Consider the following 24398-nt stretch of genomic DNA (forward strand, 5'->3'; position numbering starts at 1 on the left):
GGACCCTGGCCGACGGCTGGGCCTACGCCCGACTCTATGAGTCGACCCGCCAACGCAACGACGCCCTACCCGGCTGGCTGCACTTCTACAATCACCACCGCGCTCACTCCGCCATCGGCGGCCAGCCACCAGTCACCAGGCTGACCAACCTCCCTGGACATCACAGCTAGGGCGTGCCGGCCCCGCCCGCCGGGTGCACGTCCGGCCCGGCAGCGCGGCCCTCGGGCCCGGCAGCGCTGTCCTCGGGCCCGGTCGCGCGGTCCTCGGGCCCGGCCGTGCGGTCGGTGTCCCAGGCCTCGGCGGCGGCCAGCGCCAGGCCGAACAGGCCGGCCCGGGCCTCGCGGGCATCGGTCCAGCCGCGGTGCTCCCACTCCGGCCCGGCGAGCGAGTCCGCGGCGAGGAACACCTGGCCGTAGCCGACCCCGATCCGGCGCGCGGCCGCGACCAGCGCGGACGCCTCCATGTCGACCACCGCGCAGCCCTCCTCACGGCGCCGCGCGACCCGCGCCGGGGTCTCCCGGAACACCGCGTCGGTGGTCCAGCACCGCCCGACGACGTACGGCACCCCGGCCCCCGCCAGGGTCCGGGCCACCGCGTCGACGCCGCCCGGGTCGGCGTCGATCGTGCGCGACGGCGGCTGGTAGTGGAACGAGGTGCCCTCGTCGCGCAGTGCGCTGCCCAGGACGACGGCGTGCCCCAGTGTCAGCTCGTGCCGCAGCGCCCCGGCACCCCCGACCCCGACGACGGTGCGGACGCCCAGCGCCACGAGGTGCTCCAGGAACATCGCCGCCAGCGGTGCGCCGACGCCCGGGTGCAGCACCGCGACCGATGTCCCGCCGGGCCCGGTCGTGCGCCAGACCGGGCTGCGGCCGAGCTCGCTGCGCAGCACCGTCACCGCCGCGGAGCGTGTCCCGACGTCGGCGACGACCTCGGGGAACCAGCACAGCACCGCCGCGGACGGCATGTCCGGGCGGTGCGGAGTGATCGCCGACGCCCGGATCACGCCCTCGGCGTCCAGGTCGTCCTCGTGCAGGGGGAGGTCCATCGGCGACGATCATCCCCCGCGGACCCGGTCGGGTGGAACCGCAGGTCGACGGGGTGCCCCTCTCGCCCGGCGTCCCTCGCAGGCCGGCGCGCAGTATCGTCGGCGACCAGCGCCCTGACCCCGGGCGGATCGGAGGGTGGGACAGGCATGGCCCGAGACTTCCGCGGCCCGCCCCCCGCGGGCGGGCGTCCGCCGCAGGGCGAGCCACCGCGCGGTGGCGGTCCCGCGCGGCGGGGGAGTCCCGGCTGGACGAACCAGCCCCGCAACCCGCTGCCCGGTCACGGGGGCCGTCCGCTCCCGCCGCCGTCACCTCCGCAGCAGCAGCCCGGGGCACCGCCCTCGCGCGGGGGCCGCGGACCGCTGCGCAAGCCACCGCCCGGCCGCGCCGCCGGGGCACCGCCGCCGACCCGGGCCGCCGCGCCGGCGCGCCCGGTCATGCCGCGCCCCGCCGGATCCGGAGCCGGAGGAGCCGGGGCCGGGGTGCATCCCGCGTCGCAGGCACCCCGCGACGGCCGGGTCACCCGCGGCCCGTCGATGCCGGACTGGCGCCGCGTCGGCCGGGCCACCCGCGGGCGCTGGAAGGCCGTGCTGATCCTGCTGCTGGTCGCGTTCGTCGGGTTCGGCGTCTACCTCGACCAGAACATGACCCGGGTGCAGGCGCTGCCCGCGGACTCCCAGGCGTCGTCGTCGGGGACGAACTACCTGATCGTGGGCTCGGACAGCCGCGAGGGACTCTCCGCCGAGGACGAGGAACGCCTCGCCACCGGTGATGCGGCGGGCCAGCGCACCGACACGATCATGCTGCTGCACACCGGGAGCTCCGGGAGCGTGCTCGTCTCCATCCCACGCGACTCCTACCTACCCATCCCCGGGAAGGGCAGCAACAAGGTCAACGCTGCGTTCGCCCTCGGCGGGCCGGAGCTGCTGGTCGAGACGGTCGAGGGTGCCACCGGTCTGCGCATCGACCACTACGTCGAGGTCGGCTTCGGGGGGTTCGTCGGCGCGGTCGACGCCGTCGGCGGGGTGGACATGTGCGTCCCCCGCGCGATCGACGACCCGAAGGCCGGGCTGAACATCCAGGCCGGCTGCCAGGAGCTCGACGGGACGACCGCGCTCGGCTACGTCCGCACCCGCGCGACGCCCGGTTCGGACTTCGACCGGGTCAAGCGGCAGCGCGAGTTCCTCTCGGCGCTGCTCGGCAAGGCCACCAGCCCGCTCACCCTGATCAACCCGTTCCGGATGGTCCCGCTGGCGTCCGCGGTGACCGGCACGATCACCGTCGACGGCTCCGACCACATCTGGAACCTCGCCGGCCTGGCCTGGGGGATGAAGGGCGTCTCCGGCGGCGACGGCGTGCAGACGACCGTCCCGATCGGCGGCAGTGCGGGCGGGTCGAACCTGCGCTGGGACCGCACCCGGGCCCAGGCGCTGTTCGGTGCCCTGCAGAACGACCAGACCCCGCCGGAGTCCAGCTTCGGCCCGTGAGGGACGCCGGTCAGGCGGTCTTCTTCGTCGACCGCCGACGCGTTGTGGTCGACTTCGCGGGCGTCGCGTCGTCGGTGCCGGTGGCGTCGCCGCTCGTGTCCGTGTCCGTGTCCTTGTCCGCGGTCTTCTTCGACCGGGAGGACGACCGCCGCGCCGGGGTCTTCTTCTCGGTCGCACCGGAACCCGAACCGGACCCGGAACCCGACCCGGAGTCCGACTTCGTCGACCGTGCCGCGTCCACACTGGCCTGCAGCGCGGACAGCAGGTCGCTCATCGAGTCCCCGCCGTCGTCGGCGGCCTCCGCGGCGGGCGCCGGGCGGGCCTCGCCGTCGGACTTCTTCGCCTCGATCAGGTCGGCCATCGCGTCGCGGTACTCGTCGTGGAACTCCGCCGGGTCGAACTCCGCGCCCATGCTCTCGACCAGCGACGAGGCCATCTTCAGTTCCTGCGGCTTGAGGTCGACGTCGTTGTCCAGGATGTCGAAGTCCGGCTCACGGATCTCGTCCTGCCAGATGAGGGTCTGCAGCACGATCGCCTTGCCGCGCACCCGGAGCAGGGCGAGGGTCTCGCGCTGGCGCAGCGCCACCTTCACCACGGCGGTGCGGTCGGTCTCCTCGAGTGCCTCGCGCAACAGCGCGTAGGGCTTGGCGGCCTTGGTCTCCGGTTCGAGGTAGTAGCTCTTGTCGAACAGCATCGGGTCGATCTGGTCGTTCGGCACGAACTCGATCACGTCGATCTCGTGCCCCGTCTTCACGGGCAGCGACGCGAGGTCGGCGTCGTCGAGGGTGATCAGCTCGCCGTCGGGGGTCTCGAAGCCCTTCACGATGTCGGCGTAGGTGACCTCCTCGCCGCACACCTCACAGGTCCGCTTGTAGCGGATGCGACCACCGTCCTCGCCGTGCACCTGGTGGAACCGGACGTCGTGGTTGGTCGTCGCCGAATAGACCTTGATCGGGACGCTGACCAGCCCGAAGGACACGGCCCCGCTCCAGATCGCGCGCATGCGGTCCCCCCTCGCGTGCCGTCGATGGTGACAGCATGACGGTGTGCAGCCCATGCTCGCCACCCCCGGACCCCTCCCGACCGGTGCCGGTTGGTCGTTCGAGGTCAAGTGGGACGGCATGCGCGTGCTGGCCGAGGTCACCGATGGCGGTGGCGAGCCGGCACTGCGTCTGCGTACCCGTTCCGGCCGCGATGTCACCGCGAACTTCCCCGAGCTCGCCGGTCTGGTGGATCTCGCCCCCGACGTGCTCCTCGACGGCGAGGTGGTGCTGCTCGACGGCGGTGTCCCCAGCTTCGCCGCGCTGGCCCACCGGATCCACGGCCCCGCGGGCGGGCGACCGGTCACCTTCATGGTGTTCGACGTGCTGCGCCTGTACGGGGTGCCGCTGCTCGACCGCCCGCTGTCCGAGCGCCGGGCCACCCTGGAGCGGCTCGACCTCGCCGCCACCCCGCACGTCGAGGCGTCGCCGCTCTACCCGGACGGGGCCGCCCTGCTCGAGGTGACGGCGTCGCGCGGGCTGGAGGGCGTCGTCGCCAAGCGGGAGGACTCGCGGTACCGGCCGGGCCGGCGCAGCCCGGACTGGGTGAAGATCGCCCACCGGCAGTCGCAGTCCTGTGTGGTGGGTGGGTGGAAGCCCGAGCGCGGCGGCGGTGGCGGTCGGGTCGGGGCGCTGCTGCTCGGTGTCCCCGGCCCGGACGGGCTGGAGTTCGCCGGCCGGGTCGGGTCCGGGCTGGCCGGGGCGGCGGTGCAGGACCTGCTCGCCGCCCGGCTGACCGGGGCGCCGGAGTCACCGTTCGCGCAGGTCCTGCCCCGGGTCGACGCCGCCGACGCACGCTGGTGCTCCCCGACGGTCGTCGTCGAGGTCGCCCACCTCGGGTGGACGGCGGCGGGCCGGCTGCGGCAGCCGGTGTTCCGCGGGATCCGCGACGACGTCGAGGCCGTCGACGTGCGCCGGGAGCCGGGCTGAGGGCATCCGATCATCACCCGTTCGCGTGGTGCGGGCGGCGGTGTGGTTCGGTGTGCGCGACATCGACGATCCGGAGGTGACCTGCGTGGCGGTCATGCTGACCTGGCGATCCGACCCCGAGACCGACGGCGCCGCGGGCACGGAGTCGGCGCGCATCACGACCACTGCCGGCGGCTTCCGTGCCGTCGGCCGGATCATCCGTGGCGGGGAGGGCGGGGTGCTCACCGCGTCCTACCGGCTCGTCGTCGCAGGTGACGGGACGCTGTCGCGGCTCGCCGTCGACGTCGCCACCGCCGAGGGGGAGCAGCAGCTCACACTCTCGCGCAGCACCGACGGCGTCTGGCTGGTCGACGACGGTTCCGGCGGCAGCCGCGGCCACTTCGGCGGCGCCCGCGACGTCGACCTGGCCTTCAGCCCGGTGTTCAACGCGCTGCCGCTCCGGCGCCTCGCTCTGCACCGTGAGCCCGCCGAGCACGTGCTGCCGATGGTGTTCGTCGACCTCCCGACGCTGACGGTCGAGAACACCGAGCAGACCTACCGCACCGTGACGGCCGGGTCGCCCGGCACACCCGGTGTCGTCCGCTTCGCCGCCGGGTCGTTCGTCGCCGACATGACCGTCGACGACGACGGGTTCGTCCTGGACTACCCGGGCGTCGCGTCCCGGGTGAGCCTCTAGCGCTTCACCGGCTCGACGACGTCGCCGCGGCGGCCGAGTTCGCGCAGCTCGGCGAACACGTCGGGGCCGTCGAGGTCGACCGGCACCTCCAGCGGCTCGCGGGTGGAGGCCCACCGCATCCGCGCCTCGTGCCCGGCGCGGACGGTCGCGGCCAGCCCGCCGGTGGAGGCCAGCGCCCCGCGCATCGCGCCGAGCCGGCCCAGCGCGTCGTCGACGGCGGCGAGCAGCGCGCCCCGGTTGCCCTCGCACATCGCCAGCACCAGCTCGGGGCGGGTCCCGGCGACCCGGGTGCCGTCGGCGAACGAGCTCGCGGACAGGGCGAGGGCGAGATCGTCACCCTGCTCTCCGGCACCGACGGAGGCGAGCACCGCGGCGAACAGGTGCGGCAGGTGCGAGATCCGCGCGACGGCGACGTCGTGCTCGTCGACGGCCGCGGGCACCACCCGGGACCCGCAGTCCCAGGCCAGCTCGGCGACGTCGCGCCACACGTCGAGGTCGAGACCGTCGTCGGCGGCGACCACCCAGGCGGCGTCGGTGAACAGCTCCGCGGACCCGGCGGACCAGCCGGACTCGGCCGTGCCGGCCATCGGGTGCCCGCCCACGAACCGGGTACGCGGCGCGAACTGGGCGACCGCGTCCGCGACGGGCACCTTCACGCTGACCGCGTCGGTGAGCCGGCAGGTGGGGGCGACCGCGTCGACCCGGCGCAGCACCGTCTCCAGCGCGGTCAGCGGGACGCACACGACGACCAGCGCGTCGGCCTCTGCGGCGCGGGCCAGCGCGGCGTCGGTGTCGGTGGTGACGTCGAACCCGTCGGCGACGGCGGCGGCCGCGGTCGGCTCGGACGCGGCGGTGCCCCAGACCTCACGCCCGGCGCGGGCCGCGGCCCGCAGCAGCGACCCACCGATCAGTCCGGTCCCCAGAACGCACACCGCTCGCATGCGTCACGAGGGTAGAGACCACCCGTTCCCGGCCCCGCGCGGACTCCACCCGCCGCACCTCCCGGCCCGGTGATCACCGTGTGGGGAGTGTCGGGGCGAGCGACCTGCGCTCCGCGCTCCACAGTCGGCGATCATGGACGGGCGAGCAGCGCGGCCCCGCGCGGGGACAGCCGGTAGCCGGTCTCCAGACTCTCGGTCAGGCCCAGCTCCTTGAGCGCCCGGACGTCGCGCTTGAAGGCGAGGGTGTCCCGTCCGGCCCGCTCCGCGAGCTCGGCGGCCCGGACCCCGGGCAGCTCGGCGAGCAGCCGCAGCGTGGGCCGGGTCCAGGGCCCCCGCCGCGACCGGCGGTCCATCCGGTCCAGGGTCGCGACGACCTCGTCGAGGTCCCCGGTCGCGTCCCGCAGCGACTCCCGCGGGTCGGTCCCGGCGAAGCGCAGCCGGATGCGGAACACCGGGTCCGACGGCGCCCCGCGGAACGCGCGACGCACCCGGTCGGCCGACTGCTCACCGGCGGCGCGGGCGTCGTCGTCGGTGATGGCGGCCGGGTCCACCTGCTCCACGGCGACGACCTCGACGACCCCGGCCGCGGTCCGCAGCGTCGAGCCGGCGACGATCCGGGAGCGCGTCCACCGGCGGTAGACGCGATCGACGTCGCCCTCGGCCACCCCGCGGGCCACGGCCACCGGCAGGATCACCGCAGGGCCCCCTCCAGCGCCCGCGCCAGCCCCAGCAGCACGTCCTCGCCGACGGTGATCCCCACCAGCTGCACCCCGGCCGGCAGCCCCGGCACCGGCACCGGCAGCGCGACGACGGGCCGGTCGAGCAGGTTGAACGGTGAGGTCAGCTGCAGCATCGACGGCAGCACCGGCACCCCGTCGTGCTCGGTCGCGCCGATCGGGGTGGCCCGCAGCCGGGTGGTGGGGCAGAGCAGCACGTCGCAGGAGGCCCCGAGCCGGTCGAGCAGGGCGCGCCCGATCCGGCGGCGCTCGCGCCGGGCGTCGACGTAGACGTGTGTCGGCACCTCGGCGTGCGGGGCGAGCCGTGCGGCGGTCGCGGGCTGGTACTCGTCGCGGCGCTCGGTGAACCAGTGCCGGTGCGTGGCGTAGGCCTCCGCGCCGGTGATCACGGGGTAGGTGGCGGCGAGCTCGGCGACGCCGGGGGTGTCCTGGGCGGCGACGGGTGCGCCGAGCGCGGTGAGCGCGTCGGCGGCGGCGCGGACGGCGTCGGCGATCACCGGGTCGTGCGGGCGCCACCAGTCGTCGTCGGCGACGCCGATCCGGGGCAGCACCGCCGCGGCCGACGCGCCGGGCTCCCCGAGCGCGGTGCGGGCGACGGCGAGCGAGGCGGCGTCGGCGGCCAGCAGCCCGACCGTGTCGAACGACTCGGCGAGCGGGAACACCCGCTCGCCCGGGATGGCCCCGCGCCGCGGCTTCAGTCCGGCGACGCCGCACAGCGCGGCCGGGGTGCGCACGCTCGCCCCGGTGTCGGTCCCGACGGTCAGCGCGAGGTGCCCGGCGGCGACGGCCGCGGCGGGCCCGGAGGACGAGCCGCCGGTGATCCGGGACGGGTCGTGCGGGTTGCGGGCCGGGCCGGTGGCCGCGACGTCGCCGGTGGGGCCGTAGGCGAACTCGTGGGTGTGGAGCTTCGCGACGACCACGGCCCCGGCGGCCCGCAGCATCGTCACCACCGGCGCGTCGGCGGCCGCGGGCCCGGCGTCGGCCAGCAGCCGCGAACCGCACCGGGTCGGCAGCCCGGCGACGTCGACGAGGTCCTTGATCCCGACGGCGACGCCGTGCAGCGGCCCCAGCCGTCGTCCCGCGGCGGACAGCGCGGTCAGCTCGGCGGCGCGCTCCCGGGCCCGGTCGGCGTCGAGCGCGACCACGCAGCCGGTGGTGTCGGACTGCAGCCGGGACAGCACGTCGTCGACGTGCTCGGAGGGCGAGAGCTCCCCGGAGTCGAGGGCCCGCAACAGATCGGGGAGCGGCAGCACGCGTTCAGCCTGCCGTCGCTCCCCGCCTCCGACAACCGGTGATCAGCAACCGGTGATCAGCGCGCGGCCAGCTCCCTCGCGATCTCGCGGGCCTCCTCCGGCGACGACGCCGACGGCTGCCCGTCGCGCAGCGGGCGCCGCGCCGTCTCGGGCAGGAACAGCAGCGTGACGACCCCGATCACCCCGGCGGCCATCAGGTAGTAGCCCGGCCACAGCAGGTCCCCGGTGGCGAGGACGACCGCGGACATCACCAGCGACACGGTCCCGGCGAACGCGGACACGAAGATGTTGAACGCGATCGACAGACCGCCGTAGCGGATGTGGGTCGGGAACAGCGCCGGCAGGGTCGAGGGGCTGGTGGCGGAGAAGCAGATCAGCAGTAGGCCCATGAGCAGCAGCCCGAGGAACACCGAGGGGATCGAGCCGTTCTGCATCAGCAGGATCATCGGGATGCCGAGCACGATCAGCCCGCCGGCTCCGGTCCACATGATCGGCTTGCGCCCGATCCGGTCGGAGAGCCGCCCGAGCAGCGGGATCACGAACACCGCCAGCCACAGCACGACGATCTGCAGCCACGACGACGTCGTGGAGTCGATCGACGTACCGCCGTGCTGGTCGACCGTGGTCTCCAGGTAGGTCGGCATGTAGCTGGTGAGCATGTAGTTCGTGACGTTCCAGGCGACGACGACGCCGCCGACCATGACGAAGGTCGGCAGGTACCTCGTGAAGATCAGCTTGAGGCCGTCCTTCACCTGGGTGCCCTCGCGCTCCTCGGACTCCGAGAGCATGGTCTGGAACGCCGGGGTCTCCTCCAGCCTGACCCGCAGGTACACCCCGACGATGCCCAGCGGCAGCGCGACGAAGAACGGGATCCGCCAGCCCCAGCTGGACATGCTCTCCGGGCTGAGCAGCAGCGGCACCACCGAGGCGATGGTGGCGCCGAAGGCGTAGCCGACGAACGTGCCGAGCTCGAGGAAGCTGCCGAAGTACCCGCGACGACGGTCGGGCGCGTACTCGGCGATGAAGGTCATGGCACCGGCGTACTCACCGCCGGTGGAGAAGCCCTGCAGGACGCGGGCGGCGACGAGCAGGATCGGCGCGGCCAGCCCGATCGAGGCGTAGGATGGGATGAGCCCGATCAGGAACGTGCCCAGCGCCATCAGGATGACCGTGATCGACAGGACCTTGGTCCGGCCGATGCGGTCGCCCAGCGGGCCGAAGAACAGTCCGCCGAGCGGGCGGAAGAAGAAGGCGACCGCGAAGGTCGCGAACACCGCCACCTGGGACAGCGGCCCGGGCGGGAAGAACTCGGCCTCGATGGTCGTGGCGAGATAACCGTAGACACCGAAGTCGAACCATTCGGTGATATTGCCGACCGCGGCCGCCGCGACCGCGCGGCGCATGGTCGCGGGGTCGGTGACGGTGACGCCGTCGACCGCCCCGTCTGCTGTGTCGTCCACTCGTTCCCCCCTGGCGACTGGGCACGCCACGGTGACGCTTTCGTCGTAGAACTGTCGGTCCGTGGCGTTCTGTCCGATTGCTTGAACAATTCTCCCCGACGTTAACGAGGCTCCGCGCCCATTGCCGGACGGGGCGTCGTCGTGGCTGTGAGCGGAGTCATCCGATTCGGTGCTTCCGCAGGCGGGACAGCGCTTTTTCGACGTGGGACCGTGGTCGACGGGCGCAGAGGGCGCCCGTGGGACTCGCAAGCGTCGCGACTCCGCCCGGGTCATCCGGACCCGGTCACCGGACCCGGCGCGTGCCCGTGTGAGGAGGAGCCGTCATGGCTGTGTCGAGCGCCGTTTTCCTGTCGATCATCGCGAGCACGGGGGTGGGCCTGGCGGTCACCTCCGCGCTGGCCGCCTACGCCCAGCGCAACTGGAAGGGCTACCGCCGCGCGGCCACGGCCGTGCAGGTCGAGGAGACCGTCTGAGCGACCGCGCCCGGCGGCGCCGCACCCCGGACGGGTGCGGCGCCGCTGTGTAGCGGGGGCTCAACCGGTGGCGGCCAGCGCCAGGCCCGCGTACACCGCGACCCCGGCCGGGAACGCCGCCTCGTCGAACACCACCCGGTTCGAATGGTTCGGCGGGGCGAGGGCGGGGTCGACCGCCGGCGGCCGTGCCCCCAGGAAGGCCAGCGAGCCCGGCACCCGGTCCAGCACGTAGGAGAAGTCCTCCGCGCCCATCAGCGGATCCGGCATGGCGACGCAGGCCCCGCGGCCGAGCACCTTCTCCGCGACGCGCACCAGCCCGGCGGTCGCACGGTCGTCGTTGCGGGTGACCGGGTAGCCCGGGAAGATCTCCACCTCGGCCGTGCAGCCGTAGGCCAGCGCGGTGTGCCGGCAGTGCTCGGTGACCGCCTGGTGCAGCAGCGTGCGCACCGGCTCCGACAACGTCCGCAGCGTCCCGGTCAGCAGCGCGGTCTCCGGGATCACGTTGTCGGTGGTGCCCGCCTCGATCCGGGACACGGTGAGCACCGCTGACTCCTGCGGCCCGACCCGGCGGGTCAGCAGGGTCTGCAGGCCCCCGACCATCGCCGCGGCGGCGGGGACCGGGTCGCAGGCGTCCTGCGGGGCCGAGGCGTGCCCGCCGCGGCCGGTCACCCGGACCCGGAGCACGTCCGCGGCCGCCATGATCGGGCCCGGCCTGTGGTGGAGCTGCCCCGTCGGCACGGTCGAGGAGATGTGCAGGGCGTAGGCCAGCTCGGGGTCCTCGTCGAGCACCCCCTCGTCGATCATGTGCTGGGCGCCGTGGAACCCCTCCTCGCCCGGCTGGAACATGAACACCACCCGACCGGCGATGCGGTCCCGCCGGTCCGCGAGCAGCCGCGCGGCCGAGGCGAGCATCGCGGTGTGGGTGTCGTGCCCGCAGGCGTGCATGACGCCGTCGGTGCCCGAGGCGAAGTCCAGTCCGGTGTCCTCGGGCAGCGGCAGCGCGTCCATGTCGCCCCGCAGGAGCACCGTCGGTCCGGGACGGTCGCCGTCGAGGACCGCGGTCACCGACGTGCACGAGCCGCCCGTGCGGATCCGCAACGGCAGCCCGTCGAGGGCGCGCAGCACCGTGTCCCGGGTACGCGGAAGGTGCAGTCCGAGCTCGGGGGCACGGTGCAGCTCCCGCCGCAGCGCCACCGTCTGCGGCTGCAGGACGCGGGCGGCCTCGAGCAGGCCGCAGGGGAGCCCCGCGACCGAGGCGGGCGTGATGGGCATGGACCGATCGTCGCTGACCGGAGCCCGTCCGGCGCCCGCAGGCCCGGTGTGACCACGCGTACCTGGTCGTGGCGTGACTCACAAGCCCGGAGCGACGTACCGTTGACGCGTGCCCACACAGAGCGTTGAGGCAGCCCCGGACACCCGTGGCGCCGCCCTGCCCGGATTCGCGGTCGCCGCGATCCGGGAGGAGGGTCGTTGGCGCTGTGTCCGGCTGGGCTCCGAGGCGCTCGTGGATCTCGACGCGGCGATCGCCGCATTGCGCGCGCAGCGTTCCACCGGCGCGGTCCTCGGCCTGCTCGACGTCGACGACGAGTTCTTCGTCCTGATCCGCCCGTCCGCGGGCGGGGTGCGGCTGCTGATCTCCGACGCCGTGGCCGCGCTGGACTACGACATCGCCGCCGACGTGCTCGACCTGCTCCGCGTCGAGCTCCCCCCGGACGACGACGCCCTCGACGACGCCTGGCCCGAGGGTGACCTGGGCATCGTGGCCGACCTCGGTCTGCCCGCCGACGAGCTGGAGATCCTCGTCTCCGACCTCGAGCTCTACCCCGACGAGCAGCTGGACACCATCGCCCGCCGGTGCGGGTTCGCCGCTGCGCTGGACGAGCTCGTCGGCTCCTGAGTGTTCCGCCCGGCCGACCGGCTCGCGCTGGGCCGCGCTCTCGACGTCGCGCGCGGCGCCGCGGCGACCGGGGACATCCCGATCGGCGCGGTCGTGTTCGCCGCCGACGGCACCGAGCTCGCCGCGGCCTGCAACGCCCGCGAGGCCACCGGCGACCCGACCGCGCACGCCGAGGTGCTCGCCCTGCGCGCCGCCGCTGCCGTCGTGGGGGAGTGGCGGCTGACCGGGACGACCCTCGCCGTGACCGTCGAGCCGTGCACGATGTGCGCCGGCGCGATCGGGCTGGCCCGGGTCGAGCGCGTCGTGTTCGGGGCGTGGGAGCCGAAGACCGGCGCCGCCGGCTCGCTGTGGGACGTGCTGCGCGACCGTCGGCTCGCACACCGCCCCGAGGTCGTCGGCGGGGTCCGCGCAGGTGAAGCAGCCGCTCTGTTGCGCGAGTTCTTCGGCCGGACCCCGTCCGCCGACCGTGACTGAGCCTGGAGTAACCTTGTCGGCGGTAGCGTGTCCGAGCGGCCGAAGGAGCGCGCCTCGAAAGCGCGTGAGGTTCACGCCTCCGTGGGTTCAAATCCCACCGCTACCGCTGGTCAGAGGGCCGGATCCCCGGGTCGGGGGTCCGGCCCTCTGTCGTTGGCGCGATGAGTTCCCGACGGCCGGTGGGACACGCCGTCGCTCTGTCCCGGATGGACCGTCCACGACGTGCTCGCGCACCTCGTCGACACCGCCCGGACCCGCCGCCGTCGTCGGTGCTGTGCAGGTGCAGGCCCGCACGTCGGCATCGTTCGGAGGCGCCCGCGAGACCGTCTCCGGCCTCAGCCTGCGGGCGACCGACGCCGACCTCGTGATCGGTTCCGGCACGGAGGTGACCGGGACGACGCTGGCCCTGCTCCTCGCGGTCTCGGGGAGGCCGGTCCGGCCGGGGGAGCTCCTGGGGCCCGGCGCGACCGCGCTCGCGCGGGCGGAGTGATCTCCGCCCACCTCCGACCGTGGTCCGAGGCCGCGGATCATTCCCGGCTCCGATGTGGCCGACCCCCTCCGGCGCGACAGTGGGTACACAACCCGACACGAGGAGCTGGAGATGACCACGATGACCACCCCGGAACCCGCCCGCCCCGGAGACCCGGACGCCTACCCCGTTCTCACCGTCCTGATGCTGATGCTGGGCGGTTTCGTGCTGCCCGTCGTCGGCTGGCTCGCCGGCGTCGGGATGCTGTGGACCGGTCGCTCCTGGACCGTCGGGGAGAAGTGGCTCGGCACCCTGGTGTGGCCGGGGATCGTCGCCGTCCCGGCGCTGGTGCTGGCCGTCGGCTTCGCGGTGACCACGGAGCCGGGCGCCGGGCACTGGGCGATCATCGTCGCCGGGATCGTCGGTGTCCTGGGTGCGCTGGTCGTGCTGCCATGGACCTTCGTCCGGCTGCTGCGCGCCGCTCGGCCTACCCACTGACGTTGGTGGTGATGCTCGGTCGTCGCCACGGAGTCCGGGCAGCGGGCGCGATCACTTCGGGTGACAGCGGCCTTCGGTTCGGTCGACGTCGACTGAATCACTCGGACGAGTGGCATCCCCTTCGCTGGAGTGGCCGCATCCTGCGGTCTTTGTGACGGCGAGTCATCCGCATCTGCGGGTAAGGGGACCCTGAACGCCAAGTCGTTGACCTGCGAAACAACGGATGTCCGACAGTCCGGTCGCGGAGTTCGCACGACATCTGGCGCGCGCGCCGACGCGTAACCGTCGAATCAGGGACGTCGTTGATCGCCCGAACAGCCCGCAGCCGTCCCCGCTCCCCGCACCGGACGTCGCCGTCGGGTCGTGCACCGCAGCACAGTCGGAGAGGACAACGATGCCCGCTCACAGCGCCACCGCCCCCGAGCGCCCGGCGTCCGGAGACAACCGCAAGAACGTCAGCCGCCGGCGGTTCCTCGGCTATCTCGTCGCCGCCCCCACGCTGGTCGTCGCCGCCGAGATCGGGCGCCAGACCTGGCTCCCCGGTGTTCCGCAGGCCAACGCGGCCGCGATCCCGTCGCCGCCCCTGCCCGCCGAGCTCTACGACCTGCTCGACCTCATCCGTGACTCCGCCCGCCCGACCGCGAACCTCATCCGCATCGAGGTCAACCGCGACGGCACCGTCTCGTTCGCCCTGCCCCGGTCGGACAACGGCCAGGGCATCATCACCTCGACACAGATGATCATCGCCGAGGAGATGAACCTGGACCCGGACCAGGTGATCGTCACCCTGGCCGACGCCCGTCCGGAGCTGGTGTTCAACCAGCTCACCGGCGGCTCGACGACGACGTTCTCCACCTACACCCCGATCCGGGTCGCGGCGGCGCTCGCGCAGAAGCGGCTGCTCGACGCGGCCGCGAACGAGCTCCGCCAGGACGTCAACGTGCTGCGCAGCCGGCAGGGGCTGATCACCGGCAACAACGGCGAGGAGCTGCCCTTCGGGGAGCTGACCGAGCTGGCCTCCAGCTCGGTGAACGAGGCGGTCGACGTGGTCCTCAAGGACCGCGAGGAGTTCACCGTCATCGGTACCCCCCGGACCAAGTCCGACGCGCGTGCGATCGTCACCGGCAAGAAGAAGTTCCTCGCCGACCTGCAGATCCCCGACGCCCTCCCGACCGTCATCTGCCGCGGGCCGAACCTCAACTCGGCCCCGCTCGGCGTGAACAACATCGACGAGGTCCGCCGCATGCCCGGCGTCACCGACGTCGAGCAGGTCCCGAGCGGTGTCGCGGTACGGGCGAAGACCTTCGGCCAGGCCGTCGACGCGGTCAACGCACTCGACGTCGACTGGGACGGCGGAACCGTCGAGGGCGAGAACGACGAGTCGGTGCTGGCGGCACTGCGCCGCGGCGAGCTGCCGCTGGCCGTCCCCCAGGCGCTCGGAGAGACGGTCGAGGGCGACTTCACCTTCTACTTCCGCAGCAACTCCGCGCTGGAGACCAACTGCGCGATCGCCGACGTCCGTGACGGCTCCGCCGAGATCTGGGGACCGTCGAAGTCCCCGATCGCCGCGCAGGCCGAGATCGCCAAGAAGCTCGGGATCGCCCAGAACGCGGTGACGGTGCACGTCACCGAGGGCGGTGGCTCGTTCGGCCGCCGGCTGTTCTTCGACGGTCTCGAGGAGGCCGCCGAGTGCTCGCGGGCGTTCGGCAAGCCGGTCAAGCTCATCTGGACCCGCGCCGACGACTCCCGTCAGGGGCGGACCCACCCGATGGCCACCTGCCGGGTGCGCGCCCAGGTCAGCGGGGACGCGGTCAGCAGCTTCGAGATCCGGCACACCAGCGTCGCGACCGAGATCAACCCGGGCCTGTCCGAGGCGATCAGTGCCGCGGCGAACAAGGCGCCCGGTGGCAACCTGACCGTCTCGGAGAGCATCTACCTCACGACGCAGACCAACCCGTACAACGTGGGCGTCGCGACCTCGCTGCTCAACGAGGTCGACATGCGCTTCAACACCTGCTCCATGCGCAACATCTACTCGCCGGACACGGCGACGGCACGCGAGCTGATGATCGACCAGGTCGCGGCGAAGATGGGCAAGGACCCGTACGAGTTCCGGTCGGCCTACACGAAGCTCACCCGCTGGAAGAACGTCGTCGACCGGGCCGCGAAGGAGGCGGACTGGGGCAAGTCGATGCCGAAGGGCACGGCCCAGGGCATCGCGATGCACGTCGAGTACAAGGGCGTCGCCTGCGCGGTCGTCGAGCTCGACTGCCGGCCGGAGACCGTCGACCGGAAGATCCGTTCGGCCCGCACCGGCCCGCGCGTCACCAGGGTGACCTACGTCGTCGACGGTGGACTGATCATCAACCCGCGTGGCTTCGAGGCCCAGATGATGGGCGGCATCAACGACGGCATCGCGATGACGCTGACCGCGGGCCTGCACCTGGTCGACGGGCACTTCGTCGAGGCGAGCTGGGACAACTACTTCTACACCCGGCAGTGGAACACCCCGCCCGAGATGAACATCGTGCTCATCGAGGACTCGGAGGCCCCCGAGCCCGGCGGTGCCGGCGAGTTCGGCGTGGCCGCGACCTGCGGCGCGATCGCCTGCGCCTACGCGCGCGCCACCGGCACGGTGCCGACGCAGTTCCCGATCCTGCACAACGAGCCGCTGCCCTTCGAGCCGTACCCGACGATCCCGCCCGTGCCGCCGTCGCCGACCAACGGCCTCGACTTCGCCCGCTGAGGAGACTGACATGCCTTCCCACACCTTCACGGTCAACGGCGAGAAGGTCACCGTCGACGTCGAGGACGACGTCCGTGTGCTCTGGGTCCTGCGGGACCTGCTGGGCGTGACCGGACCGAAGTACGGCTGCGGGATCAACGTCTGCAAGGCCTGTACGAGCCACATCAACGGCAAGGCCTTCAACCCGTGCTCGGTCCCGGTCGGGGCGATCTCGGAGTCCGACGAGATCACCACGATCGAGGGGATCGCCGACGGCGAGAACCTCCACCCGATGCAGCAGGCCTGGATCGACCACGACGTCGCCCAGTGCGGGTACTGCCAGCCCGGCCAGATCATGGCGGCGATCGACCTGGTCAAGCGCTGCTCGGCCGAGGGCCGCTCGATCGACGACGAGGCACTCGACGACATCCGCAACATCTGCCGGTGCGGGACCTACAACCGCATCCGGAAGGCGATCAAGGCCGGCGCCGACAACATGTGACGCCGCCGCGGCGGGTCCCTACGCCGCACCACTCTAGGCTGTTAGTGTGAACGGCCAGCTCCCCACACCGAAGGACGGATTCGATGCAGAACCGTATGCGACGCTCCCTCATCGCCGTCGGCGCGTTCGCCGCGGTGGCCTTCCCGCTGGCCGGGATCGCCTCGGCCGACACGGACACCGACGCCGAGCACGGCTACCCCAGCACGCAGAGCCCGACCCAGGGCCTGGACGCGGTGCTGGAGACCACTGACACGCTCGGTTACGGCTTCTTCGACTCGGCCGACGCCGTCTCGTCGAGCAACCGGCCCGACGGCGTCAACGGCACCGACACCGAGATCCCGCAGGCCGACCCCCGCTTCGTCGAGGGGCCGGCCGGTGGGCTGCTGAAGGACGGACCCTTCGAGTAAGGGGCTCCCACGGCGGCGGGGCCGGTACTCTTCACGGGGTGCCGGCCCCGCCGTCGTTCCCGGGTCGGCACACGCCCGGCAGTGCAGGCCCGTCAGTGCAGGACCTTCAGCCCCACCACACCCGCGACGATCGCGAGCAGGCACAGCAGCCGCGCCGTCGTCGCCGGCTCGCCGAGAGCCGCCATGCCGTAGAGCGCGGTGCCGACCGCGCCGATGCCGACCCACACGGCGTACGCGGTGCCGACGGGCAGGTCGCGCAACGCCAGGGCCAGCCCGGTCATGCTCAGAGCCAGCGCGCCCGCGAACAGCAGCGACGGGCCGAGCCTGCTGAACCCGCGGCTCTGCGACAGCGCCGCGGCCCACACCGTCTCCAGCACACCGGAGACCACGAGGTAGATCCATGCCATGACGAGCTCCTCCCGGAGGGGATGCGTCGTCTTGGCGTTCCGGGTACGGCGCGTCTCGTCCGGGGAGCCGCCGGGGGGCGGTCCGGTACCAGGATGGCGGATCGCCGCGCCCGGGTCGAGCGATGGTGACCGGTCGGACCGGGACCTAGCTCGACGGGTGCGTCTGCTCGCCGTCGTCGCGGGATTGTGCTTGTTCACCGGCGGGATGATCATGCTGCCTCCGTGGCTCCAGCGCGCTCTTCCCGATCCGGACGACCAGCCCTACATGTACTACCTCCCGCCCGGGGCCCCCGATCCGCCCGGTCCGGACCTCACGTGGCCGATCCTGGGCTCGGTGCTGTTGGGCGTCGGGCTGCTGTGCGGGTGCGCGGCGTTGCTGTGGTGGATCGTCCGGCTGATCGCCCGCCTGCGCTGACCGCCGGGTCGTCGGCGGGGACGGGCAGGCACGGCCACCAGGAGCGGACGCACCGCGCCGTCCTGCCCGGGGGCCCGCTGCGGGCTACGGTCGCCGCCATGCTGGTCGTGGGATCGGTCGTCATCCGGGTCGACGATCTGGCGGGGCAGATCCGGTTCTGGACAGCGGCCCTGGACTACGAGCTGCGCACCCCCGTCGACGACGACTTCGCGCTCCTGCGCCCCCGCGCCGGCCGCCCCGGCCCGAACGTGTCGCTCGACGTCGCGCCGTCCGAGCGGGTCCTGCCGCCGCGCATCCACCTGGACCTGTACGCCGGGGACCAGCAGGCCGAGGTCAGGCGGCTGATCGACCTCGGCGCGCAGGAGGTCCCGTGGCGCCACCGGCCCGCCGACGCCGACTACGTGATCATGCAGGACCCGGAGGGCAACCGGTTCTGCGTCATCGACGGCGGGGGCGGGCCCGTGTCCTCCGGAGCCTGATCGGGAAAGGGGTCGACGTCGGTGGCCGGCCGGCGGAGGTTTTCGCCGTGGACCACCGACTGCTCGCCTCCGCCGCGTTCACCGTCCTCAAGCTGGTGGGAGCCGCCTACCTCGTGTAGCTGGGGATCGCGGCGTTCCTGCACCGGCACGACGTCGTCCGCGCGATGCAGCGCTCGGCCGAGGGCCGACGCATCGGCGCGGCCCGCAGCGTCGCCATCGGCCTGGTGCTCGACAGCGTGTGGGCCCTCGCCGCGGGATCGGCCAGGGACCGGTTCGCGTCGTCGCCGAGGCGGATCGCGGCCGTGGGCGGTGCCGGTGGGCTCGCGATGATCGGGCTCGGCGTCGGGGTGGCGGCGACGGGGTCGTCGCAGTAGGGCGGCTACCGGCCGAGGCCGACCACGACCCCGAGCACGACCAGCGCGAGGCAGATCGCGCCGTTCAGGACCGGGTGCTCGGCCAGGATCGCGACGAACTCGCGCAGGGTGGCGCTGGGCCGGTAGTAGCGGGCGGTCGGCGCGCCGACGACCTGGCCGTTCACCCCGACCCGGCGGGCGGTGAGCGCGGCCCGGAACGCATGGAAGTCGTTGGTGACGACGACGCAGCGATGGTCGGGCAGCCGTTCGGTCATGAGCGCCCGGCTGAACTCGAGGTTCTCCTGCGTCGTCCTCGACCGGTCCTCCCGCAGGATCTTCTCCGACGGCACGCCGCGGGCGACCAGGTAGTCGGCCATCGCGACGGCCTCGGCGACCGGCTCGTCGGGCCCGCGGCCACCGGAGGTCACCAGCATCGGGTTCCCGCCCCGCTCCCGCTCCTGGTCCCACAGGGCGGCCCCGCGGTCCAGACGGGCGGCGAGCAGGGGCGGCACCGCACCGCGGATGAGCCCCGACCCGAGCACGACGACGAAGTCGACGCCCGGGCGGACCCCCAGCCGTCCGTAGACGAAGGCGTAGGCCAGCAGGCTGCACAGCAGGAACCCGAGGTAGGCCGCGAGCAGCAGCGCCGCGAAGGTCAGCGCCGTCAGGAACCGGTTCTCCACGCGCACCATGATCGGGACGAGGACGACGACCGCGAGGCAGGCGAGCCCCGCGAGCAGGGACAACAGGTTCGCCGGCCGTCGCCCCTCCCGCCTCATCATCACGACGCCGTTGACGAGCAGGAAGCCCGTCAGTACGAGCACACCCACGATCAGCAGCGCCGCTATCACCACCGTCACGGGCTCGATGACGCCGATGTCGAGCCGGAGGAGCTGGGCGAACACCGCCATCAGAAGCAGGACCATCGCCGTCCCGCCGAGCAGCGCGTTGCGGAACCGTCGTCGCTCGACGAGCACCCCGACCACGCACAACGTCGCCGACACCGCGGCCAGGGCGAACAGGACACCGGCGACCGTCACCGGGCCACCCCCGGCCGCATCCCGTCGGACGGGCGGTCCGTTCGCCGCACGTGTTTCTCGCCGGTCACCGGTCCTCCTCGTCGCGCCGACTCTGCACCCGAGCCGTGGCTCATCCGATCATGACGCCCGGCCGTCCGGCTGGAGGGAGGTCCGCACGTCCGGGTGGCCGCCGTCGGGCGGTGTCATCCGTACCGGGGCCCACCAGGAGATGCTGCGCAACACCCACTCCACCGGCCCGTACCGGAAGCGCCGCATCCACCAGCGGCTCGCGACCACCTGGACCACCAGGATCGCCGCGGCGAACGGGAGCAGGACGCGGTACCCACCCGGGCCGGAGAACGCGGGGACCATGGTCAGCAGTAGGACCAGCAGTGTCGCCGAGAGGTAGTTCGTGAGCGCGAGCCGCCCGAGCGGGGCGAGCACGGAGGAGACCCACGGCCCGACCGGGGACGCCGTCAGCAGGACGAGGGCGCTCGCGTAGCCGACGGCCATGACGAGCCCGGCGGTCGAGGACACCTGGTCGAAGCCGCTGTTCTCGATCGTGTCGACCTGGATGCGCAGCAACGGCACCGCCGCGACGACGGCCCCTGCCAGCACGGCCGTCCACGCGGCCCGGTTCGGCGCCGCGATCTGGTGGTGCAGGCCGTACCGGGCGGCGGCGAGGCCGAGCAGGAACAGTCCGGGGATCAGTAGCAACCCACCGCTGGTGAATGTGAGCGCCACGCCGATCGCGACGGCTCCGCCGAGCGCGATCACCGGCCGCGGCAGCCAGGAGGCCGGGAGGAGCACGACGAGGCCGACGATCGCGTACGGGAGCAGTGCCTCACCGGGCTGCAGGAGCTGGTGCGCGGCGCCCAGCACACCGAGCGCGAGCAGCCGGCGCAGCAGCACGAGCCACGGACGGGCGGTCCGCCCGGCCGCTCCGTCCAGGATCAGGGCGGTGCTGAGTCCGAACAGGAACGAGAACAGCGGGAAGAAGCGTTGGTGCGCCGTGAGCTCGAGCCACTGGGGCAACGCGCCCTGCCAGGGGCCCGCGAGGAACGGCAGATCGGCGATCGCGATCATGTTGATGGGGAGGATCCCGCACAGGGCCAGCCCGCGGAGGGCATCGAGGGCCTCGACCCGGTCGGTCGCGGTCGGGGGTGCTGGGGCGCTCAGGTCTGGACGGTGCACCGGTCCAGCATGGCGACCGCGTGACGCGGGCGGATCGGCCCGGAGGCCGGTTCCGCCGGCGGGGAATCGTCCTTTCGGCCGGGTCCCTGCGGTGGGAGCCTCGGACGATGTCGGCGTCACGTGTTCCGCTCCTGCGGTGGCAGTTCGACCTGACATGGGCCCTGTTCGAGTACCACCTCGAGCGGCTCGATGACGAGGACACCCTGTGGCGGCCGGCCCGCGTCTGCTGGACGGTGCACCCGTCCGACGACGGGACGTGGCGGCCCGACTGGGCGGACTCCGAACCCGACCCGATCCCCGTCCCGACGATCGCGTGGCTCACCTGGCACATCGGCTGGTGGTGGTCGGTGACGACGGACCACCTCCGTGGTCGCACGCCGCCCGACCGCACCGACGTGGTGTGGTCGGGCGATGCCGCCGCCACCGTCGCCTGGATGCGCGCTCTGCGTGACGAGTGGACGCAGGTCCTGGACGGACTCTCCGACGACGACCTCGCCGCGGAGGCCTCGTTCCCGTGGCAGAGGGATCCGGCGATGACGGTCGGTCACACGCTGGCCTGGGTGAACACCGAGCTCGCGAAGAACGCCGCGGAGATCGGGCAGCTGCGGCTGGTGCGCGCGGCCGGCCGCTGAGGCGATCTGTGCGGTCAGGCCCTGCGGTCGCGGAATCGTGCCGACGTCGACACGTATTCATCACAGCTGCGTCTGGTGGCCGTAAAGGGCAATGAGTGCATTCCGCAGCGCAACTGCGCCTGGTGAGCGCTATGTGCCCTAGGGTCCGGTCATGGCGATTCGCTGGGAGGCGCTGACGATCGACGCCCGTGATCCGGCCGCTCTCGCGCAGTGGTGGGCGGAGACGCTCGCCTGGGAGGTGGTCGAATGGCTCCCGGCGGGAGTGGAGGTGCGTCAGCCCGAACGTCGGTGTGCGTCGCTCTTCTTCGTCTCGGTGCCCGAGGCCAAGCAGGGGAAGAATCGACTGCACCTCGACCTGTACGCGGATGATCAGAACGAAACCGTCGATGCGCTCACGGCGCGAGGTGCGACGAGAGCCGATGTCGGCCAGCCGGGGGATGCGCCCTACATCGTGATGCGCGACCCCGAGGGGAACGAGTTCTGTCTGCTCGACCCTCGTTGACGACGAGCACGCCACGGCGTCGCAGAGATGTCATGGGGATTCCGTGTCCTCGTGGCGCGCCGTAGGTCATGTCTGACGGCTGTTCCCACGAGGAGCGCCAGCACCCCTATGGCGACCCAGGCTCGATCGCCGGCGGCCCCTGACCCTGAGCCAGGACACCAGCGCGAGCAGTACCACGAGCACGGGTATCGCAACGGCAAGCGCCTGGTCCACGCGAACAATTCCGGCGGCGAGCTGGGAACTGTCGTGAAGGAGGCGACCGATGAAGAGCGCCGTCGACGCCCACGCCACCGCCGCGGGTGCCGCGACCAGAACGAACGCGCGGAGCGACAGCTCAGAAACCACCAGCCGCGGGACGAGGGTCCGTACGACGGCGAACCACTGGGACAACACCACCACGGTGCGGGGTCGCGACGCGATGGCCTTGAGACACGAGCGGACCATCGGTACGTCTCGCACACGGGCGAGGGTCGAAGTCAGATCACTGTTCCGGCCTCGGAGAAATGCGAGGAAACGCCCCAGCACGGCCGCGAGACAGATGCACGGGACGCTGGCCGTCCACGGTACCGCGCCCGCTGCGCTGAGTACGCCGACCGAGATCGGCACTCCGAGCCCCGGCATCACGACGCCGATCAGTAGTGCCGATTCCGCAACCACCAGTGCGGTGGCCACCAGCAGCATCACGTCGCCCGGGCCGGACGAAAGGATGTCTACCAGCACCAGGAATCTCCGATTGTTGCGTGCGCGGAACGACCACTGTGGCAGGCATCGCCCAGCTGATACAGGAACGCCCGGGGCGTGCCGTCGCTGTCAGGCTCACCAGAGACCTTCCACGGTGGCTGCGATGGCGGGATTCCGGAGAGCTGCCAAGCCGGTCCTGATCCCCGGGCGATGTCGGGTCTCAGGGCGGAGTCCTTCGATCTTCCGACCCACCTGGTCCACCGGCTACGGTGAACAGGTACCGCACAGGCAGCGGATCTCCGACGACATGTCGACGAGGGAGACCCATGTCTGCGATCACCGTCCGGCCGTTCCGGAGAAGCGACCGCGATCAGCTCACCGACCTGGTCAACGGCCACGCCCACGCCGTGATGCCCGGGGTGTCGATCACCGTCAACGCGGTGCTGAGCCAGCTCGAACACGAACCGGACGAGTTCATCGTCGACCCGTGGGTCCAGGAACGCATCACCCTGGTCGCCGAGCAGCGCGGCCGGATAACGGCGGCTGCCCATATGGTCCGCTACGCCGACCGCTCCGGCGTCGGCCCCGACTTGCGTGGCACGGGCGAACTCCGTTGGCTCCTGCAGTGGCCCGACGCGTCCTACTGGCCCGACGCTCATCTGGCGGGCCGCTCCGTGGCCGACGCGGCGCTGACCGTCATGCGCTCCTGGAGCGTCCAGGCCGTGCTGGCCGATTTCACTCTCCCCGCACCCGGCCTGACCGGCGTCGCCGAGCAGTGGCCGCACATCGGTCAGCTACTCGACGGACTCGGGTTCGTGAGTCGTCGAAGCGAGCAGGTACTACTGGCCGACGTCTCGGACTTGCCCGCCGACGTCCGTGAGGACCTGACGATCCTCCGGACCCTCGGTGAGTGCGGCACCCGCTTCACCGCCCTGGCAGATGGGCAGGAGGTGGGATACGTGGAGATCGACACAACCATCAACGGCGCAGGACGGCTGTCGGCTCCGACGGGATGGGCAGACGTGGGGAATCTGCACGTCGCCGAGTCCATGCGCAGGCAAGGTGTTGGATCTGCGCTCCTCGCCACCGCTGCGCAGTGGCTGCGGCTCGCCCGGGCAGATCGGCTGCTGGCATACGCCGAACTCGACGAGTCCGACCTGGCCTCATTCCTGAAGCGGTCCGGGTTCCAGAGCGTGACGACGAACCGTCGGGCATGGGTGCAGACCGCCCCTGTGCAGCCGGGCGTCTCGTGACCGAGGGAGGCGAACTTGCCGTGGTGGGTGTGCGCAGCGAGGTTGCCCAGCGCGTGGGCGGTCTGATCCGGGCCCGACCGGACGACGAGCGGGACTGGAAACGAGACCGAACGCCGAACGCCGGGGGCTCCGCGTGGGAGCCGCCCGGCGTTCTGCCTGTTCAGGCTGGCGGAGGATACGGGATTTGAACCCGTGAGGGATTGCTCCCAACACGCTTTCCAAGTCTGCCGACGGTTGTCCGGTGAGGACCGTTCCGCCGCCCACATGCGTCGGTACTCGGGCTTGTGCGCCTCGCGGACCTGCGCGGACGTTGGCGAACGACCGGGGTTCCACAGATGGCCGGGGTCTGAGGTTCGTCCGCGATGTTGTGTTGCAGGTCAGGCCGCCGTGACCTGGCGGAAACGCTGAAAAGCCCTAGTGGCACGGTTTGCTTGATCGTGGGCTGTGAACT

General features: G+C 72.5%; 28 protein-coding genes, 1 tRNA gene, 1 pseudogene and 1 riboswitch. Of the genes and pseudogenes, 19 read left to right on the forward strand and 11 right to left on the reverse strand.

Going from position 1 to position 24398, the window contains the following annotated elements; all coding sequences use genetic code 11:
• On the forward strand, nt 1–170 hold a 170-nt coding region (locus FVA95_RS22050; protein ID WP_149663001.1), incomplete at its 5' end, for an integrase core domain-containing protein.
• Here the strand turns inward: FVA95_RS22050 and FVA95_RS22055 are convergent.
• The gene (locus FVA95_RS22055; RefSeq protein WP_149665856.1) at nt 167–1045 is read right to left on the reverse strand and encodes a nucleoside phosphorylase; all 879 of its coding nucleotides are present in this window, start codon (nt 1043–1045) and stop codon (nt 167–169) included. The two genes, FVA95_RS22050 and FVA95_RS22055, sit on opposite strands and share 4 nt — an antisense overlap.
• A 147-nt stretch (nt 1046–1192) precedes the next feature.
• On the opposite strand from FVA95_RS22055, the gene FVA95_RS22060 reads away from it, so the two are divergent.
• Nucleotides 1193–2530: an LCP family protein gene (locus FVA95_RS22060; protein WP_205015932.1), complete on the forward strand. Its 1338-nt coding sequence runs from the start codon at nt 1193–1195 to the stop codon at nt 2528–2530.
• 10 nt (nt 2531–2540) lie between these two features.
• Here FVA95_RS22060 and FVA95_RS22065 read toward each other — a convergent pair whose 3' ends face one another.
• Nucleotides 2541–3533, reverse strand: coding sequence for a Ku protein (locus FVA95_RS22065; RefSeq protein WP_149665857.1), 993 nt, complete (start codon nt 3531–3533; stop codon nt 2541–2543).
• A 52-nt stretch (nt 3534–3585) separates the two neighbouring features.
• Between FVA95_RS22065 and ligD the strand changes: the two genes are divergently transcribed.
• Nucleotides 3586–4500 carry a non-homologous end-joining DNA ligase gene (gene ligD / locus FVA95_RS22070; RefSeq protein WP_149665877.1) on the forward strand — a complete coding sequence of 305 codons (915 nt, stop codon included), beginning with the start codon at nt 3586–3588 and terminating at the stop codon, nt 4498–4500.
• A gap of 94 nt (nt 4501–4594) precedes the next feature.
• Nucleotides 4595–5176 (forward strand): putative glycolipid-binding domain-containing protein, encoded by a 582-nt coding sequence (locus tag FVA95_RS22075; protein WP_075312513.1) that lies wholly within the window; start codon nt 4595–4597, stop codon nt 5174–5176.
• Here FVA95_RS22075 and FVA95_RS22080 read toward each other — a convergent pair.
• The 4 genes from FVA95_RS22080 to FVA95_RS22095 all read right to left on the reverse strand — a co-directional run bounded on the left by FVA95_RS22080 (nt 5173) and on the right by FVA95_RS22095 (nt 9567).
• On the reverse strand, nt 5173–6117 hold the full coding sequence (locus tag FVA95_RS22080) for a prephenate dehydrogenase (protein ID WP_149665858.1): 945 nt from the start codon (nt 6115–6117) through the stop codon (nt 5173–5175). The two genes, FVA95_RS22075 and FVA95_RS22080, sit on opposite strands and share 4 nt — an antisense overlap.
• Before the next feature lie 131 nt (nt 6118–6248).
• Entirely contained in the window at nt 6249–6812 is a 564-nt protein-coding gene (locus tag FVA95_RS22085; RefSeq protein ID WP_149665859.1) for a hypothetical protein, read from the reverse strand.
• Nucleotides 6809–8107, reverse strand: coding sequence for an amidase (locus FVA95_RS22090; protein WP_149665860.1), 1299 nt, complete (start codon nt 8105–8107; stop codon nt 6809–6811). Before FVA95_RS22090 ends, FVA95_RS22085 begins: the two co-directional genes overlap by 4 nt.
• Nucleotides 8108–8163: 56 nt before the next feature.
• On the reverse strand, nt 8164–9567 hold the full coding sequence (locus FVA95_RS22095) for an MFS transporter (protein WP_370460878.1): 1404 nt from the start codon (nt 9565–9567) through the stop codon (nt 8164–8166).
• Nucleotides 9568–9896: 329 nt separating this feature from the next.
• On the opposite strand from FVA95_RS22095, the gene FVA95_RS30940 reads away from it, so the two are divergent.
• Nucleotides 9897–10040, forward strand: a complete 144-nt coding sequence (locus FVA95_RS30940) for a hypothetical protein (RefSeq protein ID WP_161992391.1) — start codon at nt 9897–9899, stop codon at nt 10038–10040.
• A gap of 60 nt (nt 10041–10100) precedes the next feature.
• On the opposite strand, the gene FVA95_RS22100 is transcribed toward FVA95_RS30940, so the two are convergent.
• Nucleotides 10101–11312 (reverse strand): M20 family metallopeptidase, encoded by a 1212-nt coding sequence (locus FVA95_RS22100; protein ID WP_149665861.1) that lies wholly within the window; start codon nt 11310–11312, stop codon nt 10101–10103.
• A 109-nt stretch (nt 11313–11421) separates the two neighbouring features.
• Between FVA95_RS22100 and FVA95_RS22105 the strand changes: the two genes are divergently transcribed.
• The 8 genes and pseudogenes from FVA95_RS22105 to FVA95_RS22140 all read left to right on the forward strand — a co-directional run bounded on the left by FVA95_RS22105 (nt 11422) and on the right by FVA95_RS22140 (nt 17012).
• Entirely contained in the window at nt 11422–11937 is a 516-nt protein-coding gene (locus tag FVA95_RS22105; protein ID WP_020627335.1) for a tRNA adenosine deaminase-associated protein, read from the forward strand.
• Entirely contained in the window at nt 11938–12411 is a 474-nt protein-coding gene (locus FVA95_RS22110) for a nucleoside deaminase (protein ID WP_149665862.1), read from the forward strand. It abuts the gene before it with no gap.
• A 21-nt stretch (nt 12412–12432) separates the two neighbouring features.
• Nucleotides 12433–12517: transfer RNA gene (locus FVA95_RS22115), tRNA-Ser, on the forward strand.
• 116 nt (nt 12518–12633) lie between these two features.
• Nucleotides 12634–12753: pseudogene (locus tag FVA95_RS34000) on the forward strand (hypothetical protein); the annotation flags it as partial.
• Nucleotides 12754–13012: 259 nt separating this feature from the next.
• Entirely contained in the window at nt 13013–13378 is a 366-nt protein-coding gene (locus FVA95_RS22125; RefSeq protein ID WP_149665863.1) for a hypothetical protein, read from the forward strand.
• 394 nt (nt 13379–13772) lie between these two features.
• Entirely contained in the window at nt 13773–16124 is a 2352-nt protein-coding gene (locus tag FVA95_RS22130; protein ID WP_149665864.1) for a molybdopterin cofactor-binding domain-containing protein, read from the forward strand.
• A gap of 10 nt (nt 16125–16134) precedes the next feature.
• Complete coding sequence (locus FVA95_RS22135) at nt 16135–16605, forward strand: (2Fe-2S)-binding protein (protein ID WP_149665865.1); 471 nt, start codon at nt 16135–16137, stop codon at nt 16603–16605.
• A 95-nt stretch (nt 16606–16700) separates the two neighbouring features.
• Nucleotides 16701–17012, forward strand: a complete 312-nt coding sequence (locus tag FVA95_RS22140) for a hypothetical protein (protein WP_149665866.1) — start codon at nt 16701–16703, stop codon at nt 17010–17012.
• Between the two features lie 92 nt (nt 17013–17104).
• Here FVA95_RS22140 and FVA95_RS22145 read toward each other — a convergent pair whose 3' ends face one another.
• Complete coding sequence (locus tag FVA95_RS22145; RefSeq protein WP_149665867.1) at nt 17105–17419, reverse strand: multidrug efflux SMR transporter; 315 nt, start codon at nt 17417–17419, stop codon at nt 17105–17107.
• Between the two features lie 20 nt (nt 17420–17439).
• Nucleotides 17440–17505: riboswitch (guanidine-III (ykkC-III) riboswitch) on the reverse strand.
• A 71-nt stretch (nt 17506–17576) separates the two neighbouring features.
• Between FVA95_RS22145 and FVA95_RS22150 the strand changes: the two genes are divergently transcribed.
• From FVA95_RS22150 to FVA95_RS22160, 3 genes are all read left to right on the forward strand, one after another.
• Complete coding sequence (locus tag FVA95_RS22150) at nt 17577–17834, forward strand: hypothetical protein (RefSeq protein ID WP_149665868.1); 258 nt, start codon at nt 17577–17579, stop codon at nt 17832–17834.
• A gap of 98 nt (nt 17835–17932) precedes the next feature.
• A complete protein-coding gene (locus tag FVA95_RS22155) occupies nt 17933–18313 on the forward strand; it encodes a VOC family protein (protein WP_149665869.1) in 381 nt (126 codons plus the stop codon).
• A gap of 164 nt (nt 18314–18477) precedes the next feature.
• The gene (locus FVA95_RS22160) at nt 18478–18687 is read left to right on the forward strand and encodes a hypothetical protein (RefSeq protein ID WP_193564400.1); all 210 of its coding nucleotides are present in this window, start codon (nt 18478–18480) and stop codon (nt 18685–18687) included.
• 5 nt (nt 18688–18692) lie between these two features.
• On the opposite strand, the gene FVA95_RS22165 is transcribed toward FVA95_RS22160, so the two are convergent.
• Both FVA95_RS22165 and FVA95_RS22170 read right to left on the reverse strand, forming a co-directional pair.
• Nucleotides 18693–19706 (reverse strand): YdcF family protein, encoded by a 1014-nt coding sequence (locus FVA95_RS22165; protein ID WP_149665870.1) that lies wholly within the window; start codon nt 19704–19706, stop codon nt 18693–18695.
• 117 nt (nt 19707–19823) lie between these two features.
• The gene (locus FVA95_RS22170) at nt 19824–20879 is read right to left on the reverse strand and encodes a DUF418 domain-containing protein (RefSeq protein WP_205015934.1); all 1056 of its coding nucleotides are present in this window, start codon (nt 20877–20879) and stop codon (nt 19824–19826) included.
• Between the two features lie 107 nt (nt 20880–20986).
• Between FVA95_RS22170 and FVA95_RS22175 the strand changes: the two genes are divergently transcribed.
• Nucleotides 20987–21511: a DinB family protein gene (locus tag FVA95_RS22175; protein ID WP_149665872.1), complete on the forward strand. Its 525-nt coding sequence runs from the start codon at nt 20987–20989 to the stop codon at nt 21509–21511.
• A gap of 151 nt (nt 21512–21662) precedes the next feature.
• The gene (locus tag FVA95_RS22180; protein WP_149665873.1) at nt 21663–22013 is read left to right on the forward strand and encodes a VOC family protein; all 351 of its coding nucleotides are present in this window, start codon (nt 21663–21665) and stop codon (nt 22011–22013) included.
• Nucleotides 22014–22079: 66 nt separating this feature from the next.
• Here FVA95_RS22180 and FVA95_RS22185 read toward each other — a convergent pair whose 3' ends face one another.
• Nucleotides 22080–22733: a hypothetical protein gene (locus tag FVA95_RS22185; protein ID WP_149665874.1), complete on the reverse strand. Its 654-nt coding sequence runs from the start codon at nt 22731–22733 to the stop codon at nt 22080–22082.
• 287 nt (nt 22734–23020) lie between these two features.
• On the opposite strand from FVA95_RS22185, the gene FVA95_RS22190 reads away from it, so the two are divergent.
• The gene (locus FVA95_RS22190) at nt 23021–23947 is read left to right on the forward strand and encodes a GNAT family N-acetyltransferase (protein WP_149665875.1); all 927 of its coding nucleotides are present in this window, start codon (nt 23021–23023) and stop codon (nt 23945–23947) included.
• Nucleotides 23948–24398 lie beyond the last annotated feature (451 nt).

It is taken from the genome of Pseudonocardia sp. EV170527-09, from assembly GCF_008369905.1.
Taxonomy (GTDB): domain Bacteria; phylum Actinomycetota; class Actinomycetes; order Mycobacteriales; family Pseudonocardiaceae; genus Pseudonocardia.